At 65.6% G+C, this 15,649-nt stretch carries 16 protein-coding genes; 7 read left to right on the plus strand and 9 right to left on the minus strand.

From position 1 onward, the window contains the following. Positions 1-42 precede the first annotated feature (42 nt). From QCE88_RS28060 to QCE88_RS28080, 5 genes are all read right to left on the minus strand, one after another. Positions 43-828, minus strand: coding sequence for a type 1 glutamine amidotransferase domain-containing protein (locus tag QCE88_RS28060; RefSeq protein ID WP_309908140.1), 786 nt, complete (start codon positions 826-828; stop codon positions 43-45). Between the two features lie 101 nt (positions 829-929). After that, entirely contained in the window at positions 930-1,916 is a 987-nt protein-coding gene (locus QCE88_RS28065; protein WP_309908141.1) for an HlyD family secretion protein, read from the minus strand. Positions 1,917-1,960: 44 nt separating this feature from the next. Further along, the gene (locus QCE88_RS28070) at positions 1,961-2,167 is read right to left on the minus strand and encodes a DUF1656 domain-containing protein (protein ID WP_309908142.1); all 207 of its coding nucleotides are present in this window, start codon (positions 2,165-2,167) and stop codon (positions 1,961-1,963) included. Next, a complete protein-coding gene (locus QCE88_RS28075; RefSeq protein ID WP_309908143.1) occupies positions 2,154-3,629 on the minus strand; it encodes an efflux transporter outer membrane subunit in 1,476 nt (491 codons plus the stop codon). The genes QCE88_RS28070 and QCE88_RS28075 overlap by 14 nt, the downstream gene beginning before the upstream one ends. Continuing rightward, positions 3,626-5,782: an FUSC family protein gene (locus tag QCE88_RS28080; protein ID WP_309908144.1), complete on the minus strand. Its 2,157-nt coding sequence runs from the start codon at positions 5,780-5,782 to the stop codon at positions 3,626-3,628. The genes QCE88_RS28075 and QCE88_RS28080 overlap by 4 nt, the downstream gene beginning before the upstream one ends. A 328-nt stretch (positions 5,783-6,110) precedes the next feature. Between QCE88_RS28080 and QCE88_RS28085 the strand changes: the two genes are divergently transcribed. From QCE88_RS28085 to QCE88_RS28095, 3 genes are all read left to right on the plus strand, one after another. Then, entirely contained in the window at positions 6,111-6,455 is a 345-nt protein-coding gene (locus tag QCE88_RS28085; RefSeq protein WP_309908145.1) for a BON domain-containing protein, read from the plus strand. A gap of 100 nt (positions 6,456-6,555) precedes the next feature. Further along, positions 6,556-6,834, plus strand: coding sequence for a hypothetical protein (locus QCE88_RS28090; protein ID WP_309908146.1), 279 nt, complete (start codon positions 6,556-6,558; stop codon positions 6,832-6,834). 206 nt (positions 6,835-7,040) lie between these two features. After that, entirely contained in the window at positions 7,041-8,285 is a 1,245-nt protein-coding gene (locus QCE88_RS28095; protein WP_309908147.1) for an ATP-binding protein, read from the plus strand. 24 nt (positions 8,286-8,309) lie between these two features. Here QCE88_RS28095 and QCE88_RS28100 read toward each other — a convergent pair whose 3' ends face one another. From QCE88_RS28100 to QCE88_RS28110, 3 genes are all read right to left on the minus strand, one after another. Further along, on the minus strand, positions 8,310-8,990 hold the full coding sequence (locus QCE88_RS28100) for a response regulator (RefSeq protein ID WP_309908148.1): 681 nt from the start codon (positions 8,988-8,990) through the stop codon (positions 8,310-8,312). A 129-nt stretch (positions 8,991-9,119) separates the two neighbouring features. After that, complete coding sequence (locus QCE88_RS28105; protein WP_309908149.1) at positions 9,120-9,656, minus strand: DUF3331 domain-containing protein; 537 nt, start codon at positions 9,654-9,656, stop codon at positions 9,120-9,122. A gap of 186 nt (positions 9,657-9,842) precedes the next feature. Further along, the gene (locus tag QCE88_RS28110; protein ID WP_309908150.1) at positions 9,843-10,520 is read right to left on the minus strand and encodes a response regulator; all 678 of its coding nucleotides are present in this window, start codon (positions 10,518-10,520) and stop codon (positions 9,843-9,845) included. A gap of 362 nt (positions 10,521-10,882) precedes the next feature. Here QCE88_RS28110 and QCE88_RS28115 point away from each other — a divergent pair, with 362 nt between their 5' ends. The 4 genes from QCE88_RS28115 (at position 10,883) to QCE88_RS28130 (ending at position 14,334) form a co-directional block, all read left to right on the plus strand. Next, positions 10,883-11,254: a response regulator gene (locus tag QCE88_RS28115; RefSeq protein WP_309908151.1), complete on the plus strand. Its 372-nt coding sequence runs from the start codon at positions 10,883-10,885 to the stop codon at positions 11,252-11,254. Between the two features lie 497 nt (positions 11,255-11,751). Continuing rightward, positions 11,752-13,158 carry a cytochrome ubiquinol oxidase subunit I gene (locus QCE88_RS28120; RefSeq protein ID WP_309908152.1) on the plus strand — a complete coding sequence of 469 codons (1,407 nt, stop codon included), beginning with the start codon at positions 11,752-11,754 and terminating at the stop codon, positions 13,156-13,158. 22 nt (positions 13,159-13,180) lie between these two features. Further along, complete coding sequence (gene cydB / locus QCE88_RS28125; RefSeq protein WP_309908153.1) at positions 13,181-14,179, plus strand: cytochrome d ubiquinol oxidase subunit II; 999 nt, start codon at positions 13,181-13,183, stop codon at positions 14,177-14,179. Positions 14,180-14,190: 11 nt separating this feature from the next. Then, entirely contained in the window at positions 14,191-14,334 is a 144-nt protein-coding gene (locus tag QCE88_RS28130; protein ID WP_309908154.1) for a hypothetical protein, read from the plus strand. A gap of 132 nt (positions 14,335-14,466) precedes the next feature. On the opposite strand, the gene QCE88_RS28135 is transcribed toward QCE88_RS28130, so the two are convergent. After that, positions 14,467-15,465: an AraC family transcriptional regulator gene (locus tag QCE88_RS28135; RefSeq protein ID WP_309908155.1), complete on the minus strand. Its 999-nt coding sequence runs from the start codon at positions 15,463-15,465 to the stop codon at positions 14,467-14,469. Between the last annotated feature and the right edge of the window lie 184 nt (positions 15,466-15,649).

A 15,649-nucleotide genomic window follows, 5' to 3' on the forward strand; every position in this document is an offset into this window, starting at 1 on the left:
GCTATCGTCCGACGATAGGACGATAGCCAGTGAAAGCAGCCTTCAGCGTTCCAGTGCGGCAAGCAGCGCATTCGCCACCAGATGATCCGAACGCGGGTTCTGTCCGGTGATGAGTTCCCGGTCTTCGGTGAGGTGGGGATCGAACACCTTGGTGTTGCTCGTCACGATGCCGCCGGCCGCCTGCAACGCATCGCCGACATAGAACTTCATTCGGCCGTGCAGCAGTTGCTCTTCAGCGACCTTGTCCTCGTCGTTCGAGAAGATCGTCATCTTGTAGCCGGCGTAGGGCCAGCCGCCGCCCACCGCCTTCGCTCCGGACATGTCGTCGCGGTCGAGCGCCGCGCGGAATGCCTTCATCTGCGGCACCGCGGCGATCAGCGCAATCGGACCATGGCACAGCAGCGCGGTGGGCTTGCCCGTGTCATGAAAATGCCGCAGCACCGTGCCCATGTCCTCGTCCTGCGCCAGATCGACGATGGGTGCATGCCCGCCCGGCACGAAGACCGCCGCGTAACTGTCCAGACCCTGCTCGACCGTCGTGCGGAGCGTCACGGGATTGACCATCGCGGGATAGCTGTCGAAGAAGTCCAGCGCTTTCTGGAAGGCCGCTGCGTCGTTGTTGAAATGCGACGCATCGCGCGACACGGCGTCGATGACCGGTTTCTTGCCGTTTGGCGTCGCGAGCACGATTTCGTAGCCGCCCGCCACCAGCGCCATCGCGGGCACGACCAGTTCATTCAGATACACGCCGATTTCCGCGCGCTTGCCGCCCTGCAATTCCAGTGTGTCCGCCGACGACGAAACCACCAGTACTGTTCCCTTGCTCATAGCGCCTCCGGTGTGGTGTGAACCGGAATGATGGCTGCAAGTCCCGTCGGCGTCTTGTCGAAAACACCGGGTTTATCGACCGGGCACGCGTCGGGCGGGCTTCAGTGCGTTGCGGTTTGCGATGCGGTTTGCGATGCGGTCTGCGCCCGCAGCGTGATCGTGCAGGTCATGCCCATTGCGATATGGACGCCGCGCGGCACGCGGTCCAGATGGATACGCACCGGCACGCGCTGGGCCAGCCGCACCCAGGTGAAGATGGGATCGACGTTGGCAAGCAGTTCGCCCGAACCCGTCGGATTGTCACGATCGACGATGCCGCTCGCGATGCTGTCCACATGCCCGTCGAGAATCACGTCGCCGCCGAGTAGCCGGACATTCGCCTGGTCGCCGACATGCACGCCCTGGATCTTGGTTTCCTCGAAATAGCCATACACCCAGAAGGAATTCGAGTCGATCATCGCCATGCGCGCGACACCCGCGCTCGCGTAATCGCCCGGCCAGAGGTTGAGATTCGTGATGTAGCCATCCGTCGGGGCGCGCACTTCGCTGCGCACCGCGTCCAGACGCGCGGTCTCTTGCCGAACGAGGGCCGCCTTGAGCGCCGCTTCGGCGGCGGTATAGGCGGCGCGCGCGGCATCCGTCGCGGACTGCGACTGCTGCGCCTGCAACGATGCATCCGAACGCAGTTCCTCCGACACGACATCGCCCGAAAGCCGCGCACGGCGTGACGCCTGATCGCGCCGCATCCTTGCCTCGAAGCGGCTCGCGTTCACCAGCGACTCGGCCTGGCTCATCTGCGCCCGGGCGCGCGCCACATCGGCATTGGCCTGGTCCACGGCATAGCGGAAGCGGTCGGGATCGAGCACGTAGAGCACCTCGCCCTTGCGCACGAACTGGTTGTCCTTCACCCGGACTTCCTTGACGAGACCGGAGACATCGGTGGCGAGATTGATGACATTGGCGCGCACGCGGCCGTCGCGCGTCCAGGGCGACACCATGTAGCGCTGCCAGATCAGATGCAGCAGCACGAACGCGACCAGCAGCGTGACGAGCGTGACGACGATCCGGATCACAACCTGCTTGTTCATCTTGGTCCCGTGGTGTCGATGAAGAAGGCGGCCCCGCCTTGGGTTCAATACCGGTAGAAGAACAGTGACGTCCCGCAGAACAGCGCAATGAACAAGGCAACCCTGAACAAGCCCGGATGCCACGCGAAGCGATACACGCCGAGCTGCGCAAGCAGGAGGTCGAGAAAGATGTAGAACACGACGCATGCCACCAGCACCAGCAGCAGCACCGGCGCGAAGAAGCCGAACAGGTCGACGTCAACGGGGAACATCGCGGTCTCCTTCGCTCATGCGGGCAGGAATCGGCTCGACGTCCGCGCCGCCGCCCAGGTCCTTCATCAGCAGCACCCATGCATCGGCACGCTGGCCGTGCAGCAGCGCAAGCTCGCGCTCCTGTTGCAACATGACCTTCTGCGCGACCAGCACATCGAGGTACTCGGTAATGCCGCCCTTGTAGCCGCGATTGGCCAGGTCATACGCGCGCGTCGCCGACTGGAGCGCGGCCTGCGTCGATTGCTGGCGCGTCTGCAGCGATTGCAGCAAGGTCACCGTCTGCGCGACCGCCTGCATCGCGGACAGCACGGTCTGGTTGTAGCCGAGCACGGCGTCGTCGTATTCGGCTACCGCGACGCCATAGTTGCCGCGCCGGCGGCCCGCATCGAAGATCGGCAACGAGCCCGCGAGGCCCACGCTGTGCCCGGCCGCATCGCTGTTCAGGAAGTTGAAGAAGCCGCCGAACGGCGCAAGCGACGCCAGCGACGCGCTCGCCACGAGGTTGATGTTCGGATAGAAATCGGCATGCGCGGCGCCTACTTTCTTCGCGGCGGCGGCGGCGCGCCAGCGCTGCGCAACGACATCGGCGCGATGACCGACCAGTTCCGCCGGCAGCGAACCCGGCAGCGCGATGACGATATCCATCGGCAGCGAGGGACGCGTGAGGCTGTCGCCGAATCCCGGCCCTTCGCCCACCAGCAACGCGATCTGCAAGCGCGCAACCGCGATGGCATAGCGCGTGGCCTGGATATCCGTGATGCCGGCCTGATACTGCGTCATCGCCTGGCTCGCGTCGATCTCGCCGCTGATGCCCGCCTGCCGGCGTGCCGTCGTGATGTCCAGGTTGCGGCGCTCTTCCGCGTTGATCGACGCGTAGATGTCCAGCAGCCGGTATTGCAGGGCCATCTCGGTATAGGTTCTCGCCACCGCCGTTTCCAGCTCCACGCGCGCGAACTGCGCGTCGGCGGCGGTGGCCTGGACGGTATCGAGCGCGCTCTCGGTCAGCGAACGGTTCTTGCCCCACAGGTCGAGGTCGAAGGACAGCGCCACCGCCGCCGAGTTGTTCCAGACCGTCATGCCGCCCGGCGGCGACGGCGTGGCATAACGCGGAAAGCGGCTGCGCGCGAATGCGGCCGTGCCGTCGATGTTCGGCAACTCGTCGGCATGCAGCGCGCGTGCTTGCCAGATCGCCGCCGTGACGCGCGAGCGCACGATCGCAAGCGTCGGGCTGCCCGCGACGGCGCGCGTCATCAGGGCGTCGAGCTGCGGGTCGTGCCAGCTTTGCCACCAGGTGCCGGCCGGCCAGTTCGCGTCGCCGGCGGTCTGCCGCAACGCGTCGCCAGGATCGATCTGCGCCGGTTCGATGAAAGACGCCTCCGGCTTGATCCCGTCCGCGCTGATGCAGCCCGCCAGCGACACCACGGCCGCCAGTCCCGCGCACATGACGAAGCGCGCGCTCATGACTGCACCGGCCGGGCGTCGGGCGGCAAGGCGGACTGGCCGGTCAGCGCCGCACGGGTGGAATAGAGCTGCGCACGCAACGGGAACAGCACGCGCCACGCGTCTGGCGTTTCATGAGCGGCGGGCACGCGCAGCACCTGCAAGGCCCGCTCGGTCGCGGCGATGGCCTCTGCCGCGGTGTGTTCATCGTTCGATGCCGTCACCGCCGCCATCGCGCTCAGCCAGTCGCGTTGCGCGCCGCTCCAGGCCTCCGGCAACGCGCGGCCGCCCGCGTCGCCCAGCTTGCGCACTTCGAGCAGCGCACTGGCCATCCAGAACTGGCCGAACGCCCATTTCGCCGTGCGCTCGTGCTCCTCGGCGGAAACGTCCGGCACCGTCATGATGCGCACGATCAGATCGCGGATCGCACGGCCGGTCTCCACGGCGAGGTCCGCATCGATATCGCCGCGCGCGGCATCGACGAGCAAGCCGCTAATCCGCGCGCTGTACTTCCTGATTCGCCATTCGCCTTCGCGCGGCAGCACCAGCGAGAACGCGCTCGCCGCCACCGCGATGCCGAACAGCAGGCCGAAGCTGCGGTCGAGCAGATACGGCGGATCGTAGACGGCGACGTTCGCGGGCGTCAGCACATAGCAGAAGTACACGTTGAAGATCGCGCCCAGACCCGCGTGCTGCGGGAACGAATTCACATAGCTGCCGATGAAGATCACGACGGCGAGACACAGTGCGAACCACGCGATATCGCCCGCCACCGGCATCACGACGAAGTTGACGAAGAAGCCGGTGACAGCCGCGAAAAGACAGCCGACGAACGCCTGCCAGCTGCCCTTGACCGGCGTGGGGCTGAGCGAATAGAAGCCGCTCGTGATGCCGGCCGCCACCACCGCGATTGCGCCATTGGTCCATCCCGAGGCAATCCACGCGGCCCCCACGACCGCCATGGCCGTCGCGGCGCGCAGTCCGGATACCAGCGCCGTGACCGGGCTGGAGCGGATCGGCACGCGGCGCATGAAAGCAATGGCCTGCACCACCGACAGCGAGAAGCGGATCTTCGGCGGGTCCAGCAACACACGGCACGCGCCGCAGAATTCGAGCAGCGACGACGACGCCGAGTACACCTCCGCGCCGGCCATTTCGATGGCCGTACGGCCCGTCGCACCTGGCGGCTCGGTCGCGATGCCCTGTTCCACCTGCACGGGCAGCGCTTCATCGAGCACACGCAGACGGGCATGCAATTCATCCAGTCCGGCCTTCGTGTGCAGGCGGGCTTCGTCGATCGGTTCGGCGGCCTGCGCCAGCGCGCTGAACAGCCCGTCGATGCAGGCGCGCGCCTGCTCGTCCGGGTCCCCGGCCAACGCCGCCTGCCGCGCCCGGTGGATCGCGTGAACCCGCGTGATCGCGTCGAGGAAAGTGCGCTCCACTTCGATCAGCGCGTCGTTTCGCAGGCGCATCTCCGGGTCTTCGAACACGGCGGCGGTGCGCAGGTCTTCCATCGATGCACTTTCCCGCACGAGCTTGATATAGGCGTCGACGGTGTCGTCGGCGGTGTTGCCGAGCGCCGCCGAACGATACGCGCCCAGCAGCGCGATGACCGCCGACGCGCGCCACTTGACCAGCGCGGGCACGACCTTCTGCGGCAGCACGAGCGCGCTGATCAGGCTGCCCGTCGCCACGCCGATCACGACTTCGCTCACGGTGTAGATGATGTTCGTGGTGACATCGTAGGGAGTGGCCCACTCGGGCACCGTCGTGATGCAGGCCGCATAGCCAGACAGCACGAAGCCGTAGGACTGATAGTTCTTGTAGTACGACGAGCCCGCCACCGAGAATCCCACCCAGATGGCAAGGCCCGCGAGAAACAGCGGCGGCGCCTGCGCGAACTGACTGATGAGCAGGAAGCCGGCGATGCTGCCGCAGCAGATGCCGATGGTGCGATAGAACGCCCGCGCAATGGTCATCCCGCTTTGCTGGTTGATCATCACGATGACGGCCGAGACCATCGACGTGCCGGGCGAGCGCAGTTCGAGCAGCATGCAGACCAGCATGCTGACGATCACCGCCAGCGCGGACTTCGACGCATAGATGACGCGCGGGATTTCGTCGGTGCGATAGACGAGCAGCTCACGGCGGAAGTCCTGCAGGAGAGTAGACATGCCAGTTCGACCCCGACCCGGTGAGCTCGACTTGTGGGAATGCGCGGGACCGTGGCGCGATCCGATCACTCCGCCGCACAGCCGGTCGGGTACACGGTCGGCCTCATGTTAAGGCCGTTCACCCGTGCCGCTCTTTTCACAACGCACGATGCATTGCGCGATCCGCTGGGCGTGGCGCGGGAATGCCATCGAGTGGCGGCGGAGTATGAACAATCGGTGATCGGCCAAAAAAGCCGTTCATTCCGAAAAGACGTGTTCACGTTGGCTTTCTACACTGCGTGCAAACCTCGATGCGTCATCGAGGATCACGTTGACAAGGAGAGTCGCAATGTCTTTATCCAGGAGCCGTTTGATCGCCGCCATCATCGTTGCCGCCTCGGTGGGCATCGGCACGGCCCACGCGCAAACCGACGCCACGGCCCCCGCCCCCACCAGCAAGAAGGCCGCGAGAAAGCAGAATCATCAACTCGAAACGAAGGTCCGGCATACGCTCGGGTCGAGCAAGGAGATCGACACATCCGGGATCATGATCGTGGCCCGGGGCGGCAGCGTCACGCTCGACGGCACCGCAACGGATGACGCACAGATTCAACTGGCCGGCACGACCACCGCCAAGGTGCCGGGCGTTACGCGCGTGACCAACAACCTGCGCGTGCGTGAAGCGGGCCATTAGAGACTTGCGGACTTCGGTCCCGTAGCTTCAGCCTCCGCTCCGGGCGCCGCCGTTCTTCGGCCCGAAGCGGAGTCATGCATCCGCTGTCCGGAGTGCCATCGTGAAAAGAGTCGATCTGGTTTCATGTTTCCTCGCTGCCGCCACCGTCTGCACGCTTTCAACCGCGCATGCGGGCGGCTATGGGCCGGCGCCGTTCTATCGGCCTGAGACGGGCGCGCCGGCCTCGGAGCGCGGCATCAGCACGCAGACGCTCGCCGCCGAACAGGCGCAGCATCGCGCGTGGGGCGCGGAGGATGTCGGCGGGTCGAGGGACGATCAGTCGCAAGCCGGTTATCGCTTGCCTTCGCCGTTCGACCGCTCGCTCTTCAGGCATCACTGACGTGCGCCGGCAGCGGCCATCGGGCCGGCCCGTCCCGCGCTTTTCGCGGCGATGCGCGTAGACTCTGCCTGTCGTTCTTCCTGCTTGCGCGTCGAATGCCGGTAGCGTCGGCCAGGAAGTCGATTGATGATGTCAGCCGCGCACCGACGACCCCGCACCCGTTCGTCAACGCGCTGGGTTCGTTCCGCTACCGAGGACAGGGCGACATGCCGGGCGATCATGGCGAGCGCATTCCTACCGCAACAGCCGCGCCGCCATCCCGGCGTGACGCGCTCGACTGCGTGATCGAAACGCTCTTGCGCGTGGCGCTGACCAGTGCGGGCGCCACGGGTGCTCACCTGATGCTCGTGCGGCACGGCACGCTCGCGCCGTGCGCCAGAGCTCATCTTGAACACGACGTGATCGTCGAATACGAAACTGTCAGCGAGCCAGATTCGCCCGTGATGGCCGTGGCTCGCACGGTCGCGGAAGCCAGGCAGCCCGTATCACTGCACACGGAGCGCGCCGTCGAGCGGCTCTGCCGGACAAGCGGATGCCGCGTCCGCCGTCCGTGGTCCGCCTTCGGCATTCCGCTATTGCACGACGCGCGTCTGCTCGCCGTGCTGGTGCTGGAACACGACCGGCTCGACAAGGCATTCCCGGGCACGCGGCGCGCGCTGCTCGAACAACTCGCCCCGCAGATGGCCGCCGCGCTGGCCAACGCCAGTCCGACGCGCGCGCCAGCGGACACCGCGCCGTGCCACAACCCGGGCGAGGCCAGCAGGATCACAGCAATCGGCGAACTGGTCGCGTCGATCATCCATGAGATAAGCCAGCCGCTGAGTGCCATCGACGCGTCATCGGGCGCGGCCATGCGCTGGCTCAGGCGCGACGAGCCGAACCTTCGCGAAGCCATCGTCAGCCTCGAAAGCGTGCAGAGCTGCGCCGTGCGCGCGAAGGCGATCATCGAACGTCTGCGCACGCTGAACCGGCAGGCCAGGATCCCGTTCCAGGCGTTCGATATCCACGATGCGGTGCGCGAAGCCGTGCACACGGCACGTCCCCGTATCGACGGCGCCGGTGCCAACGTCCGCTTCGCCGGCATGCACGATGCCCGCAGCGTCATGGGCAATCGCGCGCAGATCCAGCAGGTCATCGAGATCCTGATCGCCAACGCACTCGACGCGATGGACGGCGTCACGGACCGCGCGCGCATCATCAGGATCTCGTCCCTGCCCCGAGACGATGCGCCGGTCATCTCGATCGCGGATTCCGGACCCGGCGTTTCGCACGAGCTAAAGGAGACGATGTTCCGTCCGTTCGTCACGACCAAGCCCCAGGGCATGGGCATGGGGCTGTGCATCTGCAAGCGGATCGTCGAAGCGCACGGCGGCACCATCTGGACCGAGAACATCAGTCCGTGGGGCGCGCGCTTTTCCTTCGAACTCGGACTGCCGCGCGATGCCGGCTGAATGCGCATCACCGAAGCGGACGGCTTACTCTTGCGCAGGCCGCGCCGCTTCTCCCACCGGAATGCCCAGCAACCGCGCCTTGCTGCGGAACTCGGCCAGGGTGCCCACGCCGAGCCGCTTCATGCCTTCGCCGCGGTACACCCGCACCGTGATTTCGCTGACGCCGAGTTCGTCGGCGATCTGCCGCGCGGGCACGCCGGAAGCACACCGGTTCATGACCTGCCGCTGGCGCGGCGTGAGTTCGAGCCAGCGTTCCTGCAGGTCCTGCAGCGCGGTGGCGTCGGCCAGCCGCACGCGATCCTTGTGCACGGCTTCGGCCACCGCGTCGAGCAGATCCTGATCGCGCAGCGGCTTGGTGAGGAAATCCACCGCGCCGGCTTTCATGGCCTTGACCGTCATGACGATGTCGCCATAGCCGCTGATGAAGATCACCGGATGCGCGATACCGCGGCGCGACAACTCCTGCTGCACCATGAGGCCGCTCAGCCCGCGCAGGCGCACATCGAGCACGATGCACGCCGGCCCCTCGCCGATCAGCCCTTCCTGCAAGGCCTCGATCAGCGCCTCGCCGCGCGAGAACACGCTCGCATTGAGTCCCGCGGAACTCAGCAGTTGCCGTAGCGACTCGCGCACGTGTTCGTCGTCATCGACCACGAGGACTGTTGGCGCAACAGTCTTGCGTAGTCCAGGCAGGTTGTCGTCCACCGTTTCGTCCTGTTCATGCAGCGTCTCTACTATAGCCTTGCAAAAAACGACCCGCTATCCGACGCCCGGCTGTCAGGCGCCGCATCTTTCCTTACGAGGAATCGCGGCGTCATCACGCCGTCATCAGGCTCAGGCAGGCGACGCATGCGAGACGAGCGCGCCAATCCGGTATGCATCGACCGGCTCGATAGCCTTCGGTATCGCCGCGTTGCGGTGCATCGACGCATTGCGCTCGATGGCGAGCTTCCCCCACGCCTCGCTCAGCGACGAGCCGTACTGCACGCATGCCTCGACAGCCGAAGCCAGGACCATCGCGGCCACGTTGCGCGGCACCGGACGCGCCGGACGCGGACGGAAGATTTCATCGCCGGGCGCAATGGCCGCGCCGCTCATCGCGCAGCGCCCCGACACCCGCGCCCGCGCCGCCACCCACAACTGGTCGCGGTAACAGCAGCGCGTGGCGTCGCGCCAGTCGAGCGTCACCGTGAAGGCGGTCGGACGGTCCACCACGCTCACGCTCAGGCTGCACTGGGCGTCGGCATCGGCGGGGGTCTTGCGGCGCGGCGCGTCGAAGTCCGCTTCGACACGCGGCTCCGGGTCCGCGGGCATGGAGAGTAGCGTGATGGTGCGCGACCAGGGATCGACGAGCTTCGCATCTGACAGCATCTGCGCCTCCTTGAAGGAACGGGGTGGCCGCGAGGAGCGGCGACACGGTGACTTCAAGGTAGCGCGACGCGCACCGCCGAGCCAACTCTACGATGGGCTGCGTCCGGAGGGGAAACAATGGGGGACCCTATACCTTGGTCTAGGGAAACGCCGGGATGCGCGACGGACGAGGCCGGCGCGGCACGCTTACTGGCGGCGCGACAACGCGCGCGGTTTCACGCCGAGGACTTCAGCCTGGCGCACGAGGTCCACCACGGAGCGCACGGCCATCTTGCGCATCACCTGCCCGCGATGCAGCTTGATGGTGATCTCGCTGACGTGCATTTCATCGGCAATCTGTTTGTTGAGCAGGCCGCCGAGCACGAACTCCAGCACCTCGCGCTCGCGCGGCGTCAGCGATTCGAAGCGCCCGCGCAGCGCGGCCGTCGACGATTCGAGCAACAGCCGCTCCGCATCGCGCTGCAGCGCCTGGGTGACGGCATCGAGCATGTCCTGTTCGCGGAACGGCTTGGGGAAGAAGTCGAGCGCGCCGGCCTTCATGGCCTTGACCGACATTTCGACATCGGGATAACCCGTGATGAACAGAATGGGAATGTGCGGCGCGATCTTGGCGATGGCCTGCTGGAACGCGAGGCCGCTTTCGCCGCGCAGCCTGACGTCCAGGATCAGGCAGCTTGGAATGTTCTCGCGCGCGAAATCCACGAATTCGAGCGGCGAGCCGAACACCTGCACGTGATGCCCGACCGAACGCAGCAGGCTGCCGAGCGACTGCCGGACGTCCTCGTCGTCGTCGATGATATAGACGATGGAAGGCGGCAGCCTGCCGTCATCCTGTCCCGAAGCCGAAGTCATCGTGGTGGTCATGCGACTGTCCCTCGTGCGGTGAGGTCATCTGCGAAGTGGCGCGGAATCGGGCGTGATTCGTGCGTGAATCGTGTGTGGCTGGAAACGAGCCGCCCGGAGCGTGCGTGCATTCGTGCTGTCGTGCTTTAGTGCTGTCGTGCATCAGGGCGCGCTGCCGCCGCGCGCTCCGCCGCCATTGTAGCGGGGAACGTCAACCCGGTTCAGGTCTGATTGCGCATGCCGGACGCGCTTTGCGGGAGACTCCCGCTTTTATACCTAAGTATGGTTATCCGGACCCGAACGACGATTTATTCTGTAAATCAAAATCAAACAACCCAAGGGCTGTCGCACATTAACCCGAGGGGGTTCAGCCGAGGAATCCCGTGAGTTCTGTCGCGCTCGTGTCCATAGTGGAAGACGACGAATCGGTTCGGAAGGCGACGGAAAATCTCATTCGATCCATGGGATGGGAGGTGCTCTCTTTCGATTCGGCCGAGGCATTCCTCGATTCGGGGGCCGTCGCGATAACGCGCTGCCTGATTTCAGACGTCACGATGCCTGGCCTGTCCGGCATCGAGATGCACGCGCAGCTGCTGGCGCTGGGCCATGCGCCGCCCACCGTCTTCATCACCGGCAATCCCACCGCGCAGGACAGCGCGACGGCACAGGCCAACGGCGCGCTCGCCTACCTGGAAAAACCGGTCGATTCGAATACGATCCTGCACTACGTGCAGCAGGCGCTGGGCACGCCCTGAAACGCCGCTCTCCATTCGGCGAATCGTCATTCGCCCGGGTGCTTCGAAGCGCGCCTTTCAGGGAAGGTTTTTCCACGAACCGCTAATTCGACATTCGACCTGCTCGAGCCGTGCTTTTTCGCCCCGTTCGAAAAGCGATAATCTCTTCGCGCGACACGGGTTGAAATGTCATCGGATTGAACATTCATTTATCAGTCAACGAAAACCGGTGTGGCGGCGTAATACGGCATCCGCGCAATTCATTGCCGCCGCTTTATTGAATCAACCGGGCAATTGTAATTCGATCTGAAATTAAGCCGGACATGGCGGCGGCACGGATTAATCAACGGGCTACAGCGCGCTGCACGCGCATCGCTGTCTCCCCCTACGACGGTATAGGGGCTGTGCGTCACACGGTTCCCGGAACATACCGCCGTACGATTTCGCCGCGCCGGCGTTCGCGCTACTGTGCTGTTGCCAACCCGCGCTCACCGGCGCCTCACAGCAGGGACTCCACGATGGATGCCAACGCGCTCGATCTGTCTCGACTCCAGTTCGCCTTCACGGTGTCCGTGCACATCATCTTCCCGGCGCTGAGCATCGGGCTCGCGAGCTTCATCGCGGTGCTGGAAGCGCGCTATCTGATCACCGGCAAGCCGCACTTCAAGGAACTGTGCGTCTACTGGTCGAAGGTGTTCGCCGTCGGCTTCGGCATGGGCGTCGTGTCGGGCGTCGTGATGGCCTATCAGTTCGGCACCAACTGGTCGGGCTTTTCGAGCTTCGCCGGACCCATCACCGGACCGCTCCTTACCTACGAAGTGATGACCGCCTTCTTCCTCGAAGCCGGCTTCCTCGGCGTGATGCTGTTCGGCTGGGACAAGGTCGGCCCGAAGGCGCACTTCGCGGCCACCGTGCTGGTCGCTGTCGGCACGCTCATCTCCACCTTCTGGATTCTCTCGTCGAACAGCTGGATGCAGACGCCGCGAGGCTTCACGATCGAGCATGGTCATGTGGTGCCGGTGGACTGGTTCGCCGTCATCTTCAATCCGTCGTTCCCGTACCGGCTCGCGCACATGACGATGGCCGCGTTCATCGTCGCGGCGCTGGTGGTCGCGGCAACCGGCGGGTGGCATCTGCTGCGCGGCCGCCGCGACCCGGAAGTCAAGACCATGTATTCGATGGCGCTCGGCCTGCTGCTGTTCCTCGCGCCGATCCAGGCCTTCGTCGGCGACCAGCACGGCCTGAACACACGCAAGTATCAGCCGGCGAAGATCGCCGCCATCGAAGGGCTGTGGGAGACGGAGAAAGGCGGCACCTCGCTGAACCTGATCGGCTTTCCCGACATGGACAAGGAAGTAACCCGCTATGCGATCAAGGTGCCGCATCTGGGCAGCCTGATCCTCACGCATAGCTGGGACGGCGAGATTCGCGGGCTCAAGGAATTCCCGAAAGAGGACCGGCCGAATTCGTCGCTGATCTTCTGGACCTTCCGCATCATGGCCGGTCTCGGCGTGCTGATGATCCTCACCGCGTTCGCCGGCCTGCTGCTGCGACGGCGTGGCACCCTTTTCGAAGCGCGCTGGTTCCAGTGGCTGACCGTGCTGATGGGGCCGGCGGGCGTGGTGTCGCTGATCGCCGGATGGATCACCACCGAAGCGGGACGCCAGCCCTGGGTGGTCTACGGCGTGCTGCGCACGCGCGACGCCGTCTCGCCGCTGACGGCGCAGAGCGCGGGCGTCTCGCTGCTGATCTTCGTCGTCGTGTACGTGCTGGTGTTCGGCACCGGCGTGTATTACATCGTCAAGCTGATCCGGAGCGGGCCGGGATGCGCGGCCGACCGCATTGCGCCGCCCGCGTCCGCTCCCGCGCCTGCCGCTTCCGTCGAGGTCAGCGGCCGCCGGCCGCTCGCCGCCGCAACCGACTGATCACCGCTACCGGAGCATCCGCATGGACGTCACCGTGATTTGGGCCGCCATCATCGCCCTGGGTCTTTTCATGTATGTCGCGCTCGACGGCTTCGATCTCGGGGTCGGCATGATGTTTCCCTTCTTCCCCGACGAAGGCGAGCGCGACATCATGATGCACAGCATCGCGCCCGTGTGGGACGGCAACGAAACCTGGCTCGTGCTCGGCGGCGCCGCGTTGTTCGCGGCCTTCCCGATGGTCTATGCCGTCGCGCTGTCCGGGCTCTATCTGCCGATTGTCTTCATGCTGGTCTGCCTGATCTTCCGCGGCGTTTCGTTCGAGCTGCGCGGCAAGGCCAGCCGCACGAAGAATCTCTGGAATCTTGCGTTCATCTGCGGCTCGGCCGGCGCGGCGTTTTTCCAGGGCGTGATTCTGGGCTCTTATCTTCACGGCATTCCAGTGAAGAACGGCGTCTTTTCCGGCGATCCCTTCTTCTGGGTCACGCCGTTCAGCTTCTTCACCGGCATGGGCCTCATGGTGACCTACACGCTGCAGGGCGCCACCTATCTGGTCATGCGTACCGGCGGCGAATTGCAGGAACGGCTGCATGCGCTTGTCTGGCCATTGACGCTCGCGTTGCTCGGCTTCATCGTGGCCGTCAGCATCTGGACGCCGTTGACCAATGCGCAAGTTGCGCTGCGCTGGTTCGACTCCTCGTTCCGCTATCGGCTGTATCCCATTCCCGTGCTGGTCGCGCTCGCCGCCTTCCTGATGTACCAGGCCGTCAAGCGCCGCTCCGACGGCGTGCCCTTCATGATGTGTCTCGTGCTGATCCTGCTCGGCTATATCGGGCTGCTCGTCAGCATCTGGCCGTATGCGATTCCCGCCAGCGTCACGCTGTGGGACGCCGCCGCGCCGCGCTCCAGCCAGCTTTTTGCGCTCGTCGGCGCCGTCATCATCATTCCGGTCATCATGGCCTACACCACGGCCGGCTACTGGGTCTTCCGCGGCAAGGTCCTGCCGGGCAGCAGCTACGAATGAAGGAGCACACCATGTCCGACACCACGCACGACACCGAGACCACCGTCGGCAAGCGCATGATGTGGTTCGTCATCCTCTGGCTCGTCGGCTTTGCGGGCACCATGCTGCTCGCGCTGCCGTTCCACTTTCTCGTTGCGGCGTCGATGCATCATTGAGCGCAGCGACGCGCGCATCAAACGAAAGCCCCGTTGCGCTCTTCCGGCGCAACGGGGCTCGTCTTTTCCGCTTCTCTCAGGCCCTGCCCTGCTTGCGCCCGGCGCGCAACGCCGGACGCCCTTCACTGCGATTCAACCGCCGTTCGCCATCGCCGCATGCAGCGCGCCGTGCTTGGCGCGCCACCGGTAAGGCGTGTCGTCGACGTGACGGCGGAACACCGTCGTGAAATGCGCCTGCGTCCGGAAGCCGACGCTGAAGGCGATATCCGCGACCGTCGAGCGGGTCGTGGCCAGCAGCGTCTGCGCATGCTGGATCTTGCGCCGCAGGATGAAGGTATGCGGCGAGGTGCCGGTCGCCGCGCGAAAACGCGCAGCGAAGTGCATCGGCGACAGCCCGACCGACGCGCCCAGTTCGGCAAGCGTGAGGCTCTGGTCGATGCGCTGGTCGATGAAATCCACCGCGATCTTCACGCGCCACGCTTCGAGCGGCGACACCGACGACGCCCGTGGCGGCTTCACCGCCGCACGCGCCGCGATGATCTCCAGCAGCCGCGCGAGGATGGACAGCACGATGCCGTCAGCGTACATGGAACTGGCCGACGCGCGGCCATGCACCGTGCGCAGCAGCGTGCCGGTCAGCTTGATCGCCACCGAATCGCGCACGTGCAGCGGCGCCTTGCCGAAGATCCCGGCCATGTCCGGTACGGTGCCGGCGTCGAGCCATTCGGTCAGCGTCGCGCAGGGCACGTGCACGTGCATGAAGTCGGTCGCCGTATGGAAGGTGCCGCGCACGTCGAAACCCGGCGGCACGACGATCATCGCGCCACGGTCGATCACGCCGTCGTGGAACGGCATCTCGTTCGCCGCCAGCGTCGCGAGCGATTGCCGCAGGCAGAGCGCGACCAGCAACTCGTCGGCGGGCACCTTCGCGCTCCAGGTGCGGGCGCCGTCGCTGGTCCAGCGGAACACGTCGAAGCCATTCGGCGCGGCGTCGTCCTCTACGCCCTTTGACGGCTCAGGCGGCTCCGCCTGAACCTTCGCGACGAGCAGTTCCTCGCCGGTCTCGCCGACGCCGCGGCGCGGCACTGCGGGCCATGACGGCGCTGGTGTGCTTTCAAGTGATTCGAACATGGTTCTATCCTCGGCCGTGAATCGGTCTTGCGACCGTGCTGCAAGCGGGAGTCCCGCGCGCCTGTTCCAGTCCCGCCGGAACGGGCCAGCTTACGGATCAACGATATCGCCCCGCGTGCGGCGTCGGTAGTCTACGGCGGTATGGACCGCGGACCGCACACGGTCCAACGCCCTAGACGAACGT

Source organism: Caballeronia sp. LZ035 (assembly GCF_031451175.1).
In the GTDB taxonomy this organism is placed as follows: domain Bacteria; phylum Pseudomonadota; class Gammaproteobacteria; order Burkholderiales; family Burkholderiaceae; genus Caballeronia.